15 protein-coding genes are annotated in these 19485 nt (G+C 59.9%); 6 read left to right on the forward strand and 9 right to left on the reverse strand.

The genetic code is table 11. The annotated features are described in order from the left end of the window. Positions 1-4: 4 nt before the first annotated feature. The 7 genes from UP09_RS05460 to UP09_RS05490 form a co-directional block, all read right to left on the reverse strand. Entirely contained in the window at positions 5-1105 is a 1101-nt protein-coding gene (locus UP09_RS05460; RefSeq protein WP_052832970.1) for an ABC transporter ATP-binding protein, read from the reverse strand. Between the two features lie 10 nt (positions 1106-1115). After that, positions 1116-2201: an ABC transporter substrate-binding protein gene (locus tag UP09_RS05465; protein WP_082069983.1), complete on the reverse strand. Its 1086-nt coding sequence runs from the start codon at positions 2199-2201 to the stop codon at positions 1116-1118. A 17-nt stretch (positions 2202-2218) separates the two neighbouring features. Further along, positions 2219-3019 carry an ABC transporter permease gene (locus tag UP09_RS05470; protein WP_044537118.1) on the reverse strand — a complete coding sequence of 267 codons (801 nt, stop codon included), beginning with the start codon at positions 3017-3019 and terminating at the stop codon, positions 2219-2221. Positions 3020-3023: 4 nt separating this feature from the next. Further along, entirely contained in the window at positions 3024-3932 is a 909-nt protein-coding gene (locus UP09_RS05475; protein WP_044537026.1) for an ABC transporter permease, read from the reverse strand. Between the two features lie 142 nt (positions 3933-4074). Next, positions 4075-5709 carry a GMC family oxidoreductase gene (locus UP09_RS05480; RefSeq protein ID WP_044537027.1) on the reverse strand — a complete coding sequence of 545 codons (1635 nt, stop codon included), beginning with the start codon at positions 5707-5709 and terminating at the stop codon, positions 4075-4077. Between the two features lie 23 nt (positions 5710-5732). Further along, entirely contained in the window at positions 5733-6941 is a 1209-nt protein-coding gene (locus UP09_RS05485; RefSeq protein WP_044537028.1) for an iron-containing alcohol dehydrogenase, read from the reverse strand. A 184-nt stretch (positions 6942-7125) separates the two neighbouring features. Next, positions 7126-8334 carry an ABC transporter substrate-binding protein gene (locus UP09_RS05490; protein ID WP_044537029.1) on the reverse strand — a complete coding sequence of 403 codons (1209 nt, stop codon included), beginning with the start codon at positions 8332-8334 and terminating at the stop codon, positions 7126-7128. 243 nt (positions 8335-8577) lie between these two features. On the opposite strand from UP09_RS05490, the gene UP09_RS05495 reads away from it, so the two are divergent. The 3 genes from UP09_RS05495 (at position 8578) to acnA (ending at position 12893) form a co-directional block, all read left to right on the forward strand. Then, positions 8578-9555, forward strand: a complete 978-nt coding sequence (locus tag UP09_RS05495) for a hydroxyacid dehydrogenase (protein ID WP_044537030.1) — start codon at positions 8578-8580, stop codon at positions 9553-9555. Positions 9556-9564: 9 nt separating this feature from the next. Continuing rightward, positions 9565-10278, forward strand: coding sequence for an RraA family protein (locus UP09_RS05500; protein WP_245301758.1), 714 nt, complete (start codon positions 9565-9567; stop codon positions 10276-10278). A gap of 62 nt (positions 10279-10340) precedes the next feature. Continuing rightward, a complete protein-coding gene (gene acnA, locus UP09_RS05505) occupies positions 10341-12893 on the forward strand; it encodes an aconitate hydratase AcnA (protein ID WP_245301759.1) in 2553 nt (850 codons plus the stop codon). On the opposite strand, the gene UP09_RS05510 is transcribed toward acnA, so the two are convergent. Continuing rightward, positions 12835-13809 carry a LysR family transcriptional regulator gene (locus tag UP09_RS05510; RefSeq protein ID WP_063840129.1) on the reverse strand — a complete coding sequence of 325 codons (975 nt, stop codon included), beginning with the start codon at positions 13807-13809 and terminating at the stop codon, positions 12835-12837. The two genes, acnA and UP09_RS05510, sit on opposite strands and share 59 nt — an antisense overlap. Positions 13810-13992: 183 nt before the next feature. On the opposite strand from UP09_RS05510, the gene UP09_RS05515 reads away from it, so the two are divergent. From UP09_RS05515 to UP09_RS05525, 3 genes are read left to right on the forward strand one after another with little or no spacing between them, the layout of a single operon-like run. Next, complete coding sequence (locus tag UP09_RS05515) at positions 13993-15471, forward strand: aldehyde dehydrogenase (RefSeq protein ID WP_044537121.1); 1479 nt, start codon at positions 13993-13995, stop codon at positions 15469-15471. Positions 15472-15508: 37 nt separating this feature from the next. After that, on the forward strand, positions 15509-16966 hold the full coding sequence (locus UP09_RS05520) for an FAD-dependent oxidoreductase (RefSeq protein ID WP_044537032.1): 1458 nt from the start codon (positions 15509-15511) through the stop codon (positions 16964-16966). Between the two features lie 48 nt (positions 16967-17014). Further along, positions 17015-17941: a 2-hydroxyacid dehydrogenase gene (locus tag UP09_RS05525; RefSeq protein ID WP_044537034.1), complete on the forward strand. Its 927-nt coding sequence runs from the start codon at positions 17015-17017 to the stop codon at positions 17939-17941. Positions 17942-18226: 285 nt separating this feature from the next. Here UP09_RS05525 and UP09_RS05530 read toward each other — a convergent pair whose 3' ends face one another. Beyond that, positions 18227-19402 carry an L-dopachrome tautomerase-related protein gene (locus UP09_RS05530; protein ID WP_197082611.1) on the reverse strand — a complete coding sequence of 392 codons (1176 nt, stop codon included), beginning with the start codon at positions 19400-19402 and terminating at the stop codon, positions 18227-18229. Between the last annotated feature and the right edge of the window lie 83 nt (positions 19403-19485).

Consider the following 19485-nt stretch of genomic DNA (forward strand, 5'->3'; position numbering starts at 1 on the left):
TGGTTCATGTTCGGGGCTGGTTTGGAATTACGTGGGTCGTCGCGACCTTCCACGTCGCGACCGCGCGGGACCCCGGCAGGCCGGAGGCGACGGCTCCTTCGGAGTTCTGCGCGAAGACGATCAGCTTTTGTCCGTCGTCCGTCGCGAGATGATAGTGCGTCTGCACACCGCGATAAATGATCTGCTCTATGACGACCGGAATGGCGTTCGTGTCCGATCCGCCACCCGTCCCGAGAGGCTTCAAGGTGATATTCTCTGGCCGCACCACCACGGTGGTGCTCTGAGCAGTTTCGACCGACGGCGGCAGCATGATCGAGAGACCGGATTCGGTGCGCAGTCGCGCGAGACCGTCTTCGCGATCGACCTCTCCCCTGAAGCAATTCGAAACCCCGACGAAGCCGGCGACGAATTCATTCTCGGGGCGAAGGTAGACATCTTCCGAACGTCCGTATTGCTGAAATTTTCCATCCTTCAGGACAAGCACGCGATCCGACAGGGTCAATGCCTCTTCCTGATCGTGAGTGACGATCACCGTTGTGATCCCGAGACGTCGCTGCAACTGCAACAGCTCAACCTGCATCTCGTCCCGCAGGTTCTTGTCCAACGCTCCCAGCGGCTCATCCAGCAGAAGTAACGAAGGTTCGATGGCGAGGGCGCGGGCCAGCGCGACCCGCTGCTGTTGACCGCCCGATAGCCGGGCCGGAAGGCGGTCGGCGAATTGCGGCAATTGCACGAGTTGGAGGGCGGTCTTGACTCGCTCGCTCACCTCGGCCCGAGAGACTTTTCGCATCTTGAGCCCGAACGCGACGTTCTCAGCCACGGTCAAGTGCGGAAACAAAGCGTAGTTCTGGAACAACATCCCGATATTTCTGCGGTGGACGGAAACGGCGGTGATATCCCGGTTCCCAAGAAGGATCGTTCCGCTAGTCGGAGCGACCAGCCCGGCGATCATCCTGAGGCAGGTCGTCTTTCCGCATCCGCTCGGACCCAGAAACGCGACGATCTCGCCAGCCTTGATCTCGAACGAGAGATCGGAGACAGCGGCGAAGCCATCGTAGATCTTGTTGAGGCGTTCGACCTGTAGGCCGACTGAAGACAATGACATCGGCTACGACTCAACCCTTGAAGACGCCATTCAGCTTTTCGATGATCTCGGCCCGCTTGCCGTTGAGGAAGGTCCAGTCGGGAACGAAGAGGTTCATCGCCTCCATCTTGGTTTCGGGATAGGGTAGCCTTTTCGCGACGCCTTCCGCGAATTCCAGGCCAGATACGGTGGGCCCGCTCCATTCCTTCTCCCCCAAGGTGCGCTGCACATCCCTCTCGAGGGTCCAATCGATAAAGGCCGCCGACAGTTCGGGCTGCGGACCGTTCTTCACCATGATCATGCAATTGACGAGACCGAACGCCCCTTCCTTGGGGTAGCAGAGATCCATCGAAGCTCCTCGCCTCATCAGAGGGTAGACGGTCTTTGAGGTTTCCACTCCCCCGTAGCTGGCCTGCCCCTGCACGACGAGCATTGCCTGGGTCGATTCCGTGAAAACGGTCAGAAGGTTCGGCTTGAGTTCGGCGAGTTTCGGCCAAGCCTTATCCAATTCATATTGGGCAACTGAGAACGGTTTTCCCAGCGCCACGCTGGCCGCCATGATCGACGTGAAGACGCTCATCGTGTTGGCTGGATCGCGCGTGATGATCTGCTTCCGCCAACGCGGAAGCCAGAGCTCCTCGTAACTTTGCAACGGCTCGTTCATTGATGGATTGAAAAACAGACCGCATGCGGAAGCGGCGTAAGCCAAACCATGGGACAAGCGAAATCGGGCGAAGACGTTCTTTGCGTTAGGAATCATCTCGTCGGTCAATTCGACGATCAGGTCTTCGGCTTTGGCGACGGGAACAGCGGAGTCGTCGATGCACATGACGCTGTATTGCGGATTGTCATGCTGGACGCGCATCGTATTGATCTGCGTTAGCGTCAGACCGCTAGTCGTATTCACTTTGCAGCGGTATTTCGCCTCGAAGCCCGGAACGACGTACTTCTTGATGATCTCGCCGGAATTGCCGACATAGACCCCGACGTTGATGCTCTTGCCCTCCGCCCAAGCGTCGCGGCGGAGGACAAACGGGGACGCGAGGGCGAGACCAACTGCGCCGAGCACCTCGCGGCGGCTTACCTCTCCCGTACGGGTTGTTTTTTCTGTCCACATGCATCGCTCCACGAGGTTCAGTGAGCCGCTGTTCGACGAAGGCCGACGCTCCACTCCAGCAAAACGACCGCCAAAGCTCCGATCGCGACCATCACGGACGCTTCGGCCGCCACCGATGGATCGAAGGCCGTCGCAAGATGCTGGAACACCAATATCGGCAGCGGGACCGTACCCGCCCCCGAAAGCCATAGCGACACGACGAAATTGTCGAATGAGGTGATAAAGGCGAAGATCACGCCCGCGAAGATGCCCGGCATGATTTGTGGCAGCGTCACGTGCCGAAATACGCCGAATTGGCTTGCGCCCAGTGTCCTGGCGGCCTCCTCGAGCGAGGTGTCGACGAGTACGAGGCTGGCGGTCACCGTCCGCAGGACGTATGGAAAGGTGACGAGCACGTGTGCCAACAGAAGATTCAAGAAGGCATCGTAGGATCCCGCGAGTGCAAAGAGCTTCAGCAGAGCCAGACCTGTTATGAGGCCAGGGAACACCAATGGAAGCAACAGCACGTTCTGAACGACTCGGCTGCCTGGGAATGGGTATCGGACCAATCCGATCGATGCCGGTATTCCGAGCACCAGCGATGCAGATGTCGCCAGGGCAGCAATGCTGGCGCTCAAACCGAGAGCTTTAATGAAATCCGGTTCGCTGAGGACGGCATCGTACCAGCGGAGGGAGAAGCCGCTCGGCGGAAAAATCGCAAGCTCCGAATCCGAAACAGACATGGCAAGGACGATCACGATTGGAGCAAGCACAAAGACAACCACGCAAGCAGTGAACGCAGTCACGAACCACCCGGTATCGCTCGAAACGGCCTTCATGTGCTCAGCCCGCCTTGTCATGGGGTTTGGCTGTGACGTAGCGCTGACCGATCGAGTTCAGGATCATCACGGTTGAAACCAGTACGACGGCGATGGCCGAAGCGAACGGCCAGTCGTAGGCGGATGAGACCTGCTGTTCTATTAGAGTACCCAGCATCTGTCCGTCCGTGCCTCCGAGAATCCGTGGGCCGACGAAAGAACTGGCGGTGAGCGAGAAAACGAGGCTCAGTCCCGCGGCCAGGCCCGGAAAGCTGAGCGGAAACGTTACACGCCAGAAGACGGCCCAGGCAGACGCTCCGAGGGTTGCGGCTGCTTCCGCGAACGAAGGCGGTATCCGCCCCAGCGAACCAGCCAGAGGCAGAATCATGAGGGGCAGGAACACGTGCACGGAGCCGACCACGACAGCGGTCTCGGTGTACATAATGCGCAAGGGCGAAGAGATGACGCCCGCATGCAGCAGCAGCCAGTTAAGCACGCCGGTCGGCGAGTTAGCGAGTATTATCTGCCACCCGTACGTCCGAACCACCACGCTGACGAGAAGTGGCGCGATTATCGCGATTGTGATCGTGCGTGACGCGATCACGCCGCCGCGCACGACGGCGATCGCGACCGGATAAGCGATGACGGCTGACGCAATCGCCGTCCACGCGCTTACCCGAAGTGTCGTCATGAGCACGCTCGAATAGAGCGGGGTTTCGAAGAATTTGCTGTAGTTCGCCAACGTCGCCGGCAATCCGGCACCGCCGCGACCGTCCTGCGTGGCAAAGCTGTACGCGACTAGCCCGAGAACCGGCAGGAAGAATAGACCGCCGATCAAGATCATCGCCGGCGCCACGAAAACGTAGCCGAGACGTTCGACGGATCGGCGGCTCGAAATTGTTCGACCGACAGCGTTGTCCGCGGTCGTCTCCATCGCGTCGTCCTGGGTTTATCTCATTGTATGCATTGGTATGCTATGGTGCATGATTTTGCATGTCAATCGAGTAACTGGGCAGCGCGAGGCACTGCGGCTTATTTGGGCAGATGGTGATGGCAACGAGGCTCCGCTGTTCGATCTAGACAGGAGAAGTTAGAGACATCTTGATAATGTCAGACGCCTTTTCTCCGATCATGATGGCCGCGGCGTTGGTGTTACCGGACACGATGCTGGGCATGATCGAACAGTCCGCTACCCGCAAGCCCCGAACGCCACGCACCTTCAGCTCTCCGTCCACGACCGAGGCTGGATCGATCCCCATGCGGCAGGTGCCGACTGGGTGGTAGATCGAGGTTCCTGTGGAACGGATGTACTCCAATATCTGCTCATCGGTCTGCAACTCGGCACCAGGTGCCCATTCCGCGGAAATATGGCGGCTTAGTCGAGGTGATTCTGCAATTTGTCGAGCGAGGCGCACCGCATGGACCATAGTCGTCTGGTCAAGCCAAGAAGCGAGATAGTTGCCCTCAATGTCCGGGCGACTTCTAGGATCGGGCGACGTCACGTGGATCCTTCCTCGACTTGAAGGACGCAACTGGCAAACGGAAAGGGTCACGCCGGAAAACGGGTGCAATCCAGAATCGTAGCTGTCGAGGCTGAGCGGCTGAAAATGTATTTGAACATCGGGTGTCGCAAGATCGCGCAGTGTCTTCGCGAACACTCCAGCCGGACTGACGCCGGATGCGAGTACCCCTGTTCGAAACAACGCGAATTCCATCCCTATCCCGAGTTTTCTCAGCGTGCCCCTTGTCCTGTCGTTCAGCGTAATGGGATCTTTCGTCCGGAAGACCAACCTGGCCTGAAAGTGATCCTGAAGATTCTCGCCGACTTCCGGTGAGTGTACGATCGACTTGATGCCCATACCTTCCAGTCGGACTCGATCTCCGACACCGGAACGTTGAAGGATTTCAGGCGAACCAACCACGCCGGCACAGAGAATGATTTCGCGCCGGCACCGAGCCGTCCTAGCGAGCGTTCCGTGAAGATATCGAACCGCCGCGGCCTTACCGTCCACCATGACGACGCGATCGATGAGAGCTTTGGTGCGAACCACGAGATTCTTGCGATGACGCACCGGCCTCAGGAAAGCGGCCGAGGAACTTGCTCGTAATCCGTTGCGTATCGTGGATTGGAAGTATCCCGCCCCCTCCTGGGCTTCGCCGTTGAAATCGTCGTTTTTTGGCAGACCTGCCTCAACCGCGGCAGCGACGAAATCATCGACTATGGGAAGTGAATAGGCCGCCCTCGAAATGCAGAGAGGGCCGCCGCGTCCATGATAGGCATCGTGGTGATCGCGATTGTCTTCACTGCGGCAGAAATACGGAAGGACGTTCTCGTACGACCAACCCGCAAGCCCCTTTTGGCGCCAATCGTCGAAATCCTCCCGCTGTCCCCGAACATATACCATCCCGTTGATGGAGCTCGATCCGCCCAAAGTTTTTCCGCGGGGAAAGCGCAGCCGTCGTCCGTTCAACTGCCCCTCTACTCCGGTCTCGAAATTCCAATTCAGATCGGGGTTGTGCATGACCTTGAAGATGCCACCCGGCATCCCTATCCATGGACTGGAGTCGCCGATCCCTGCCTCAAGGAGAAGAACGCTGATCGAGGGAGAGGCCGAAAGGCGGTTGGCCACCACACATCCGGAGGACCCGGCTCCAATTACCACATAGTCGAACGCCTCCTGGGGCTCTTCCACGATGCGATGTTTATCCATCGACGCTGATCCGGGATCCAAGCTCAGCGAAGGGCTGCGCGGTCACCACTGAAGGCGGCCGACATGATCATCGTCAACGACCGCACGTCGAGCAGGCGCGGGTTGTTGTCAATGAGCCGCGTAAACGTGATCGCCTGTTCGGCGCCCCATTGCAGCTTATCTTCGGGATATCCCATTTCCCTAATCGTCTTAGGAATTCCTATCCGGGCGAAAAGATCCGCGATCTTGGCCGCCACGGCGGGCGACCTATGGGGCGAAGTGGGCAGTCCGAGGATTTCTCCGATCTCGTCGAACTCCTCGACGCAGCGCGGCTGATTGTACTCCATGACGTAGGGCATTACCGCCGCAACGCCCTCTCCGTGTGGCGTATGCGTCAAGTCTCCGATCGGATATTGGAGAGCGTGAGCGGCTGCCGTACCCGCCGAGGCCAGGGCATGTCCGGCGTACAGCGCTCCCAACATCACGTCGGCTCGGGCCTCGGTGTCCGCTCCGTTCTTCACCGCCCTTTCTAGGCCTCCGAGCAGAAGTACTATCGCCGAACGCGCGAAGTGATCGCTGAACATGTTCTTGCCCAAAAACACATGGGTCGCCGACAGGTCTGCCGTAGCAGTCCGCCGCGCAGCAGTGAAGCATTCGATTGCATGCGTCAGAGCATCGGCACCTGCGATGGCCGTGAGGCCAGGCGGGCAGGAATAAGTCAGTTCGGGATCGCATATCGCGGTATGCGGTATCACATGAGGCGTTATGATGCCGGCCTTCGATTTGCGCTTCGTGTCGGTGAGAACGGCCGCGGGGGTGACCTCAGATCCGGTCCCCGCCGTGGTCGGAATAGCCACGACGGGCGCGGTCGGTCCTGGAACGCGAAGTGCTCCGTAGTAGTCGGACAGCGTTCCGCCATGGGCCAGCAGAAGTGCGGTCGCCTTGGTCACGTCGAGGCAACTTCCTCCGCCAATACCGACGAACAGAGACGGTTTGAAGCCGTTAGCCAGCTCGAGACAGGCCTCCACGCAGTCGGTCGGAGCTTCCGGAAGGACGCCATCGTAGACGGCGACATCGCTCCCTTCCTTCTTCATTTCCTTGAGGATTTCGTCGAATTGCGGATCGGAGGCGAATCGTTTGTCCGTACAGACCAGCGCGCGCCCGCCCAACTGTTTGGCGGTCGTGGCCACGAGAAATCTCTGCCCGACTCCGAAGACGACGTTTCGCGGCGAACGGAAAACTCCCAGAGACATCGATCTACTCCGACGGGTCGTGGAGATAAGGGCCGGATCCGACGCCCGCCTCGAATCCGATTTTTATTGTATACCAACGTATTCAGTGGTCGGCAAATCGGAACGAATGGGCCGCAGGGAGCCGGAGGCCGATCGAGCTCCCCGCGGAAGCGTAGACCGCGCCCCCCTCGCACGGCCTACGCTATCACTGTTTGGCCACGTAGTCGCAGCCGCCTTCGGACAGAGGCCGGAAGGCTTTCTCGCCCGGAATCGTCTCGAGGAGCTTGTAGTAGTCCCAAGGCTGCTTGGACTCCTCGGGAGTCTTCACCTGGAAGAGATACATGTCCCTGACGACGCGCCCGTCGGCGCGCACCACTCCGTTTTTGGTCATGAAGTCGCTGACCGGCAACTCGCGCATTTTCGCCGTGAGCTTTTCGGCGCGGTCGGTCTTCGCTGCCTTCACGGACTTCAGATAATGGGCGACCGCGGAGTATACGCCCGCCTGATACATGGACGGCATCGCCTTCCGCTTCTCGAAGAAGCGCTTCGCGAACACCCGCGTCTCGTCGTTCATGTCCCAGTAGAACGCGCTGGTCAGAAGCATTCCTTGAGCCGTCTTCGTGCCCAAAGCGTGGACTTCGTTGATCGCGATCAGCAGCGACATCAGCTTCTGCTTGGACTGACCGACGCCGAACTCGCCCGCCTGCTTTATGGCGTTCGTGGTGTCGTCGCCGGAGGTCGCCAACACGATCACGTCCGCCTTCGAGGATTGGGCCTGCAGGATGAACGAAGCGAAATCGGGATTGTTGAGGGGCGACTTGACGCCGCCGACGACTTTCGCGCCTTTGGCCGTCACGACATTGGTCATATCGCGTTCGAGGGCATGTCCGAAAGCGAAGTCGGACGTGATGAAGAAGAAGCTCTTGGCGCCCGAGCTGACGGCGGCTTCCCCTCCGACGTGGGCGAGCGAATAGGTGTCGTAGGTCCAGTGGAACCCGTTGGGAGAGCAAGCCTTCCCCGTAAGGTCCGATATGGCGGGGCCCGAAAAGATCACGACGCGGTTCTTCTCGCGTGTGATGCCTTGCACCGCAAGAGCGACCGCTGAGTTCGGGACGTCGACGATCAGGTCAACGCCTTCGCTTTCGTACCACTTGCGCGCTATCGCTGCCCCGATATCCGCCTTGTTCTGGTGGTCGGCCGAGATCAGCGTGATCGGGACGCCGTCGATGCTGCCGCCGGCGTCGTCGATCGCCATCTGCGCGGCGGTCACTCCGCCCTGACCGGTATTGTCCGCCAGCGGTCCGGAAAGATCCGAAAGCACCCCTATCTTGATCGCGTTGTCGGAATACTGAGCGGCCGCCGGCGGGATGATCGCCGCCGCCAGAAGCGCTGCCAATAGCAATCTCTTCTTCATCACCTTGCCGGTTCTCCCTAGTTTCGCCGGCGGTCTGTAAAGTCCGTCCGCCGTTCCTGTATGGTGAACAATGCATGCGGTTGTATGCAAGTTCGGGCGCCAGAGTACTTGGCTCGATACGATGAGTACAATTGAAGATTTCGACGCTATTAATTACTTTTGGTAAAGACTGCAGCACCAAAAGCAATTGGACGCGTGAGGTCGTTGGGAGATAAATCGCCGCGCGCAACAGCGGGCATTCCAATGACGTACACGATCGCAGTCACGGCACCGACGCTTTCCGAATCCGGAGTGGCGGTGCTGAAGGGCGCCGGAGCCCGCGTACTCATGATTCCTCCGGGGGGTGCCGCGGCGGACGTGGAACGCCTGCTTTCTTCCGAACCGGTCGACGCGGTGATTTCGCGAACCGTGATGTTGTCGGGAAAGGCCATAGAATCCTGCCCCACACTTAAGGTTATATGCAAGCATGGCGTCGGTACGGACAACATCGACGTCGCGACGGCGACCAGGCGCAACATTCCGGTTCTGATTACAGCGGCGGGAAATTCCCAGGCGGTCGCCGAGCTGGCGATCGGACTTCTTCTCGCGGTGGCCAGGCGTATCCCGCTGCAGGACGGGTCCATCAGATGCAAGGATTGGGACCGGACCAAGAGCGGCCTAGAGCTTTCGGGACGCGTACTGGGGCTTGTCGGCGTCGGAGAGATCGGCCGCCGCGTTGCCGCCGCCGCGCGAGGACTGGGCATGAGGGTGGTCGGCTTTGATACGGCACCAGTCGGCGCGAGCCAGGACGTGGAACGGATGGAAGACCTGAACGACCTGCTGGACGTTGCGAACGTCCTGAGCCTGCATTGCCCGCTGAACGAAGCGACGCGCGGGTTGATTTCGGATCGCGAGCTCGCACGGCTTCCTCAGGACGCCATCGTGATAAACACTGCGCGCGGCGGGATACTCGACGAGGCCGCGCTCGCCCGGGCTATCGCATCCGGCAACGTCTTCGGAGCCGGCATCGACTGTTTTCAAAGAGAACCTATTCCGGCCGATTCGCCGCTGTTGTCACTGAGCGAGGTGGTCATGACGGCGCACATGGGTGGATCCACCAAGGAGGCGCTCGCTCACGTCGCGAGGACGGCGGCGCAACAGGTGATCGATGCCCTGAATGCCCGGCCGATCGATCCTGCAATCTGCGTAAATCCGCAAACACTCGCCAATCGAACAGCATAGGAGTTCTTCATGATGTCGGCGGCGGACAAGCCTGCGTTCCCTCCGGGATTTTCGATCCAGCCTAGAATCGATGCCATACCGCAGTCGACGGTGGATTCATTCAGATCGGTTCCAACAGCCCATGCGAGCGATTGCATGGGACGATCCCTCGGAGCACGGGGGCTTAGGGCTTATCACGGCGACGCAGCCATGTGCGGCCGCGCCATCACCGTCCGCACGCGGCCTGGCGACAACCTCATGATCCACAAGGCGATGGAAATCGCCGAAGAGGGCGATATCATCGTCGTCGACGGGGCGGGCGATCTTTCCCAGGCCCTGGTGGGAGGCCTGATGCGCACGACCGCAATTAAGCGCAAACTAGGAGGGTTCGTCATCGACGGCGCCGTTCGCGACATTGCCGAATTTGCCGAGGGAGGCTTTGCCTGCTTCGCTCTCGGGCACGTGCATCGCGGACCAAGCAAGGAAGGCCCTGGCGAAATCAACGTGCCCATCGCTTGCGCCGGCTTGGAGGTCGCACCGGGCGACCTGGTGCTGGGCGATCTCGACGGCGTGATCGCGATCAAGCCTTCCGATCTGCCAGGGCTTTTGGACCGTGTACGTGCACATGCGGCAAGGGAAGATAAGCAGAGAGCGGCCATTCTTGCCGGCACCACGGATCCCGACCGATTCGACGCCATTCTCCGTCAGAAAGGCGTGACCGCGGGCCATCGACCTAAGCCATGATCCGAAAGAGGGACTCTTTCGCGGCCAGAAGGGAGCTTCCGGGTCATCGATCGACCTGGTTCATGAGCCTGCCGGCCGCGGAGGCAAACGGAGCGGGGGCGCTTTCGCGGCTCCCCTACTCGCTCCGAGTCCTTGCGGAAAACCTTCTGCGTGGGGAGGATGGAATATCCGTCGATGCTGCCCAAATAGCGTCGCTCGGCTCGTGGCCGGAACGGGGTCGTTCCGAGGCCATCGTTTCCTTCCTGCCTGGCCGGATCCTGATGCAGGACTCGGCCGGCCTTCCGGTCCTCGCCGATCTCGCCGCCCTTTCCGAGGCGGCCGCTGAGTTGAACGCTAATGCGGACAGCGTCGCTCCGAGACTGCCAATCGACCTGATCGTCGATCATGCCGTCGAAGCCGACGTATGGGGGCATCCGGACGCCGACCTTTCCAATCGAAGGATCGAGATCGAAAGGCATGCAGCGCGCTTTCGCTTCATAAAGTGGTCCCAGCAAAGGTTTCCCCAAATGCGCGTCGCTCCGCCGGGAGCCGGGATCTGCCATCAATTGAACCTTGAAGTGATCGCCGACCTCGTGCGCTGCGCCGATCTCGACGAAGGACGGATGGCTGGCTTCGACACGGTCATCGGAACCGACAGTCACACCACCATGATCAACGCACTCGGTGTGCTCGGATGGGGGGTCGGAGGGATCGAAGCTACTGCCGCTCTGCTGGGCGAGCCTATGTCGATGAAAATACCCGAGGTCTACGGCGTGAGGTTGTCGGGCCGAATACAGGACGGCGTCCTTGCGACGGACGTCGCGCTGTCCCTGACGGCCATGCTGCGGAAGCACGATCTTGTGCAGCGTTTCGTCGAATTCTACGGCCCCGGCACCGCGTCGTTGAAGGTGCCAGATCGGGCAACGATTGCCAACATGGCTCCCGAATACGGCGCGACGATGGGATATTTCGCTCCGGATGCGCTCACTCTCGATTACCTCGCGCGAACGGGCAGGCCCGAGGACGAACGGAGAAGGACTGAGGCATTCCTTCGTGCCCAGAACATGCTCCGCGGCGACTCCGACCCCGAACCTGTCTACACCAAGGTCATCGATTTCGATCTTTCGACCGTAGAGAGGACGGTAGCCGGTCCGAGCCTCCCTTCTTCGAAACTCGGCCTCGCCGACGTGAGCCGCACCCTGCCTCCGACGAACGGATCGTCGGCGCTCGACCACGGGGCCGTGGTCATCGCCTCGATCACGTCGTGCACCAACACGTCCAATCCCAGGGCACTGGTGGCCGCAGGGCTGCTTGCGAAGAAAGCTTGTGAGAAAGGCCTCGCGACGGCCTCATGGACGAAAACGACGTTCTCTCCAGGTTCGAGAGTCGCCTCCGAAATGCTCGTCGACCTGGGCCTCCAGATCTACCTCGACAAACTCGGCTTCAACGTTGTCGGGCACGGCTGCATGACATGCATGGGAAATTCCGGACCTCTCGATGAAGCGGTCGAGCGCGAGATTCGCGACAAGGACGTTGCCGCAGCTGCAGTGCTATCGGGAAACCGAAATTTCGAAGGGCGTATCCATCCGCTCTGTCGTCTCGCCTACCTGGCGTCGCCTCCTCTGGTGGTCGCCTACGCGCTCGCAGGCACGACGAGGATCGAGCTCGACTCGGAACCGATCGGACAAGATCCTGAAGGATCGCCGGTATTCGTCGCGGACTTGCTGCCGCCGGACGACGAAATAGATTCGACCCTCGCTGCATTCGACATCCGCCACGCGAGCGGAGTCAATCGATCGGGATGGCTCAAGGGAGATTCGGCCTGGGAAGCATTGGCGGCGCCCGAGCAGGATAAATTTCCCTGGGAGGGCTCGTCAGGAATGATCCGCCGACCTCCCTTCCTCTCGGTTGAAGCTACTCGCCCGCTGTTCGAAGCCGATCTCGCGGGCATCCGCGCACTCGCCGTTCTGGGTGACAACGTAACGACGGACCACATCTCTCCCGTATCGAGAATTCTGCCGGAAAGCGAAGCCGGCATGTGGTTGAAGGCTCAGGACGTCCGGGACGAAGATCTGGGCAGCTTCAGTTCGCGCAGATTGAACCACGACGTCATGATCCGGGGCGGTTTCGCAAACCCCAAGATCAGGAACAGGATCGTCGTCGGGACGGAAGGCGGCTTGACAAAGGTATGGCCCGAGGGACGCACGCTCCCGATTCACGAAGCGGCTCGCATCTACCGGGAGCGGGACGTTCCGTTGATCGTCGTCGCGGGCAGGAATTATGGTGCCGGCTCCGCGCGTGACTGGGCGGCCAAGGTGACCCGGTTGCTCGGCGTTCGGGCCATCGTGGCAAGAAGCTTCGAACGCATACACAGAACCAATCTAGTCGCATTCGGCATATTGCCTCTCGAACTACCGGCGGAATTCGATTGCGATATCGACGGATCGGAGACCTTTGCGCTGACAGATATCGCTCAGGGTATCCGGCCCGACGGATGGATGCAGCTCGTCGTCACGAAGAGCGACGGTACGGTGACAAGGGCGACCGTTCGCGCACGCATTGACACGTCAAGCGAAGCTAGTTGGATCGCTTGCGGCGGTCTGTTTTCGAAGGTCCTTTCCGAGATCTCGTCTTGACCGCAGAAGCGCCCGCTCCGACCATCTCCTTCAAAGTCTTCATGATTTCGAGCACTTGATGGGTGGCAGGCGAAAGATAGCGCCCTTTCTGATGAACAACGCCTATCCTACGCCTCATCTTCAACTCGTCGACCTTCAGATCCCTGAGAAACTCGGCGTTCGTGCCCTCCTCGAGATTTCTGCTGGAAATGAAGCTGAGGAAGTTCGTGGTCGCGATCAGGCGAGGCATCAGCGAAATGTTGTTGGTCTCGATCTGCACCTGCGGCGGATGCAGGCCCGCCGCCGCGAAACGCTGATCGAGCCACTGCCTCGTGGCGACGGAGGGCGCCGGCAGGACCCATCCAAATCCCACCATGTCCACGACCTTCGGTCGCGTCCTCCTGACCACAAGAGGATGCTCCCTGCTTGCTGCGACCACCACTTCGTCTCTGCCAAGGTCGTGGCAGGTGAACTCCAGTTCGTCGACCTCGGTTATTGGGCCGACGACCAGGTCTATGCGGTTGGCGCGGAGTGCGGTCCTGAGCACGTCGTTCATGCCTATCGAAAGCTCAACTTTCACCCCGGGCGACTTCGACAATAGGGTCCTACATACCTCGGGCAGGAAGTATTCGGCTGTCGTTGCGCCGGTGCCGATCCGCACGTGCCCGGCCAACCCCCTCGATACGTCGTGAATTTCGCGCAGCGTGTCGGCGAACGCCGTTCGAAGATCCTTCGATCGGTCGAGCAGTATCTCGCCGACGTTCGTCAGCTTGATGCCCCGACCCGACCGGACGAACAGCTTGGTGGAAATCCCCTCCTCCAGCCGCCGAATGCACTTGGTGAGCGTGGGTTGACTTCGGCCTACGCGCATCGCCGCGCGGCCCAGGTGCCCCTCTTCGGCGATGGCCACGAAGTACTCCAGATCCCTGATGTTCATCCTATTACCCGGGGTAATGAGTCGTTGGCAAAAAGCAATTAGACTTCATGAGACGGTTGCCTGACAACCCATATGTCAATCCTCCTTCCGGCGATGGCCGCAGGTCCCGATGCCGATCGTCCGACCGGCGGAGGGCCCGTCGATGGCCGACGGAAGCGGGCAACTCCGTTCGGAGCAATAGCAGTGAAAAGATACGAACTGTTCATCGACGGGAAGTGGTGCGCACCAAGCTCTAACGAGTGGTTCGAGACGATCGAGCCCTATTCCGGCCAGGCGTGGGCGGAAATTCCTCGCGCGACGAAGGCGGATGCAGATCACGCGGTGGAAGCCGCGCATCGAGCATTCCTGTCTCCCGAATGGGCCGATATGAGCGCAGCCCGCCGCGGCGCCCTTTTGCGCAAGCTTGCCGATCTGGTCGAAGCGAACGCGGACCACCTCGGGAGGATTGAGCAACGCGACAACGGCAAGCTGATCGCCGAAGTGAGTGGCCAGGTGCGGAACGTCGCGGGATGGTTCCACTATTATGCCGGCCTCGCCGACAAGGTGGCGGGTTCCGTGGTGCCCATGCCAAGACCGGATGTATTCAACTACACCAAGTACGAACCGCTGGGCGTCGTTGTCGCGATTACCCCCTGGAATTCGCCTCTTGCCCTGAACTCATGGAAGATGGCGCCGGCGCTTGCCGCCGGCAATACGATCGTGATCAAGCCCTCCGAGTTCACATCGGCGTCTTTGCTGGAGTTCGCAATGCTGGCCGAAGAGGCAGGCTTTCCAAAGGGGGTCGTCAACGTCGTCACGGGTTTCGGAGCGGACGTCGGCGATGCCCTGGTACGTCATCCCAAGACGGCCAAGATCGCCTTCACCGGCGGCGAGATAGGGGGACGGGCCGTCAACGAGGCGGCCGCTTCGGACTTCAAGAAAGTAACGCTGGAACTCGGCGGAAAATCTCCGAACATCGTATTCGACGACGCGGACATGGACCAGGCGGTGCGGGGAGCGGTCGCCGGCATCTTCGCGGCAACGGGTCAGACGTGTATGGCCGGTTCGCGGCTTCTTCTACAGGATTCGATTCACGACAAATTCATCGAGCGGCTCGTTCTGCTCGCAAAATCGGCTCGCATCGGCGACCCATCGAAGATGGAGACTGAAGTGGGACCGGTGGCGACAAGACCGCAATTCGAAAAGATCCTGCGGATGATCGAAATGGCAAAAGCGGAGGGCGCCAGGTGCATCCTCGGAGGACATGCTTTGTCCGGCGAGGGGTACGGTCAGGGCCAATTCGTCGCCCCTACGATCTTCGTCGACGTCACGAATGAAATGAAGATCGCGCAGCAAGAGGTATTCGGACCCGTATTGTCGATAATACGCTTCAAGGATGAGGATGATGCGATTAGGATTGCCAACGACGTGGTTTTTGGATTGGCTGCAGGCGTTTGGACGCAAAATCTCCATCGTGCGCTCTACTGCGTCGACCGCATTCGGGCCGGTACGGTATGGGTCAACAATTATCGATCTACCAGCTTCGCTACTCCTTTTGGAGGTTACAAGCGAAGCGGTCTGGGCCGCGAAGGCGGCGTCGAAGCGATCAAGGAATACCTCCAGGTGAAGAGCGTCTGGATTACAACAAAACCCGACCGGAAGAATCCATTCGCTCTCGGCTAAGCATCCGGCGTATTCAAAGACCGGACGGGGAGGCACAATGAAGGAAACCAACAGCGATATCGTGATCGTGGGATCTGGCGTCGCGGGCCTCTCCGCGGCCGTCACCGCCTTGCAAGCGGGCCTGAGCGTCACGGTGGTGGAGCGCGCGCCACTTGAAGACTTCGGCGGAAACAGCCGATGGACCGACGCCTACGTCAGAATGAAGAATGAAAGCGAGATTTCCGACGATTTCGAGGAGACCTTTGCGGCCAACGCCGGAACCAATCTCGATCCCAACGTCCTGATAGCGGCCGGCTCTTCCTATCACGACTGGCCTGACTACGTGAAAGCACATCCGTTCACCGACCCCGAAATCGTTTCCCAGTTCGCAAATCATGTTCCGCAGACGGTAGCGTGGCTAAAGACGCTCGGAGTTAAGTTCGAGCCCCACGCCATCTATCATTTGACGCAGAACACGACGCGGCTGGCGGCTTCCGGTGGCGGCCTGGCTATCATCGAAAGGCTGGCCGAAGAAGCCAAGGCTCTGGGCGCGACGGTGCTCTATCGCACGTGCGCCATCGACCTCGTGATCGGCGACGACGGCGCAGTTACGGGCATCCTCGCGACCGATCCCGACGGAAAGCGGAAGAAGATATCCGCGCGCTCGATTGTGCTCGCTTCGGGCGGCTATCAGGGCAACCTCGAGATGCTGACCCACTACATGGGCAAGCGTGCCGTCAATATCCGGCCAGTAGCGAGGGGTGGCTATTACAACAAGGGCGAAGGCATCCGCATGGCGCTGAAGGCCGGCGCGGCGCCGGCTGGAGACTTCGGTTCATATCATGCCGAACCGATGGATCCGCGCTCCAAGCAAGCGGGTCCCGTGATCTTCATCTATCCTTACGGGATCCTGGTCAATAAGGCTGGAGCACGATTTCTCGACGAAGCTCCGGGAACGAGCGATGCCTCCTACGACGAGATAACGCGGACTATCGCCGACCAGAAGGACGGCCTAGCATACGTCATCTTCGATTCGAAGGTTGAGGGAATTCCTCGCTGGAGGACCAGCATCCGCTCGGAGGTCCCTGCCATAGAAGCTCCGACACTCGAACGCCTGATCGAAAAGCTGGGACTTCCTATCGCCGAGACCACGTCGACGATTGCGGCCTACAACGCCGCTTGCGGCGACTCCGGAACTTGGGATCCGGTGCGGCTCGACGGTCTAGCGACCTCCGGTCTCGTGCCCCGGAAGTCGAATTGGTCGCTCACCATCGACAAGCCGCCGTTCATGGCCTTTCCGATCATTTCCGGAAATTGCTTCACGTTCGGCGGCTTGAAGGTCAACAGCAACGCGCAAGTACTCGACTCCGACGGAAAGGCGATGCGGGGCCTCTACGCGGCGGGAGAGACCGTGGGCCTGTATCATCAGGTCTATACTGGGTCGACGTCGGTCCTGCGGGGACTGGTATTCGGGCGCCTGGCGGCCACGCACGCGGCGGGCCGCAACGAATTCTAGGCGAAGGTCCGAGACCCGCTTGTTCGTTTGATAGCTAGAAAGGCAAACATGCCGGCTGCCCTTTTTTCCAGCGAGTTCCAGGACTACGAGGAGTGGCGGCCTGCCCTCCTCTCCGCGTACCCCGAGCTGGACTTGCGCCTTTGGCCGGACGTCGGAGACCCGCGGGACATCGACGTCCTTCTCGTCTGGACGCCCCCCGCCGAAGCGCTTCGTTTTCCCAATCTGACTTTCGTTCAGACGCTCGGTGCCGGAATAGACCATCTGGCCGGGGTCGAGGTTCCAGCGCACGTGCAGCTCGCGAGACTGGTGGATCCGAAGCAGATCGACGGCTTCGTTGAATTCGTGGCGTCCGGCGTGCTTTCGTTCCATCGCGACCTGCAACTTTACGCGAAGGACAGAACTTCACGGATATGGCGAAAACGACCCCGTCGGTTGGCGGCCGACCGGAAGGTCGGGATCATGGGCTTGGGCGAGATGGGGCAGCCATGCGCCGAGCGGCTCGCCTCTTTTGGTTTCTCCATGCGTGGTTGGAGCCTGTCGAGGAAGGATGTTCTGGGTGTTTCGACTTACGCGGGCGAGGCCGAACTCTCGGCGTTTCTTCGCGATCTCGACATATTGGTCTGCGCTCTTCCCCTCACAGAGACGACGCGGGGTATCCTTGACCGCAAAACGTTCGCGCAACTAGCGCCTCGGGCCTGCGTGATCAACGTCGGCCGCGGTGGTCACTGCGTGGAATCCGACCTCCTTGACGCGATAAGATCGGGCCGGGTCGAGGGAGCTCTTCTGGACGTGACCGATTTGGAGCCGCTTCCCGACTGCAGCCCTCTATGGGAAGAACCAAGAATCCAGATCACTCCGCATATAGCGACTTCGCAGATAGCAAGCTCGGCAGCCGTGCTTGCGGCCGAGAATATCCGCCGCGTGCGCGCCGGCGCGCCGCCCGTCGGCCTGATAGATCGGAGCCGCCAATACTAGCGTGCAACCCATGGATGGCCGACGACGTCACCTCGCGGTCGCGCTCCGTGCATGCTCCGGAGGTACACGATAGACCGAGCGCACGTTGGCCGATCATTTCTGCAGATGGGCTTGCAAACTCTGGCGCCGGCGGCCTCGCGTAGCTATGCCGATCTGCGTTGGTTCGAACCTCTGTCACGTCGTTTCGTCCCGTTCCTCCAAGGCTAGAACTCGCTCAAATACGGCATATCGCGCTCGAAGATATGGGCAAGGTGGTTGCTTACATTGTTTAGAATCATCATTGCGTCAGCGTGAAACAATGCCGGCTGCCAGGGGCTTGAAGCGATAGATTAGGTAAGGCGTCTTGTTTTCAGCCTTTCCACCGTGAAACATGGCCGCAGCGGACACCTGCGAGGCCGAAACGTACATGTAACCGTCTGGCGAATACGAAATACCGTCGGGCCAAACCATCTGCGGATCGCTGGCGAGCGTCCGATATTTACGGTCCGGCGTGATTACACCGATCGATTTCGTCTCGACAGCGGTCAAATAGATATTCCCTGCGAAGTCGATTGACAGCCCTCCGTTGTTCGGCTTGTCCGAGTAACGCTCTACCTTTGCGCTCAGTTGGGCACTCGAAAGAGCTTGGTCGTTCAAATCGGCCACCCGAATGCGATACAGACTACGGCCGCTCAGTGGCGCGTAGTAGAGCCAATCGGCCTTCGCATCCATGGTGATTCCATCACAGCCCACCTTGATGATCGTTGGCTTGCCGTCCTTGCCGGGGACAGTCAGGTCATTGCCGTCGACGGTAATTGGAACGTTCTCTGGGATAGTCGACTTGTCGCCTTCGAGAACCCGCCGGGTGAGCCCGGTATCCATGTCGATAACGAGGATCGCCGCCTGTGAACCGTCACCGCCCGGTCCGATATCTTCGTCGGCGATGTAGAACTTATGGTTCTTGTGGTCGATGACGATGTCTTGCGGTTGCGATCCGGGCCGCGTCACAGGCTCAGGCATATAGTAAATGCGCTCAAGCCTATTTGCGCGGGTATTCCAACCAACCAGCTTTGGCGTGATATGGGTGCGGAAACCCATGTCGATGATCCAAACGACACCATCCTCGTCGGACCGCAACCCCAAGACGCTGTCCAGATACTGGTCACTCCCCTCACGCGGCGTGTTCCATTCCGCATTTGGGAATGGCTCGAACGTCGTCGGCGAGGTGAGTTTCGCCACGCGCACATCCGGACTGTAAAATGGGTGATGACTAAAGATAACCTGATTGTCGGGCGTGAACGCGACGTTGCCAACGGATTGTGGCAATCTAGCAAATATCTCGGCGGTCACGGTGTTGGATTGCTGTTGCGATAAAGCTGGCGTCGCTGCCGCGAGCGCGGCAATGAGAGCGGGCACGATGATGCGCACTTCGGTTATCCCCTTGAGGGTTTCCACATTCGACGACTTATTTTTCTCCGCCACGGTAGTCATTCCGTTGGGGATTTTGGTCCTGGCCTATTAAGAAACGCGAATGGTCTACCTATCGACCGCCGCACTGCTCCCGA

It is taken from the genome of Bradyrhizobium sp. LTSP885, assembly GCF_000938305.1.
Lineage (GTDB): Bacteria > Pseudomonadota > Alphaproteobacteria > Rhizobiales > Xanthobacteraceae > Bradyrhizobium.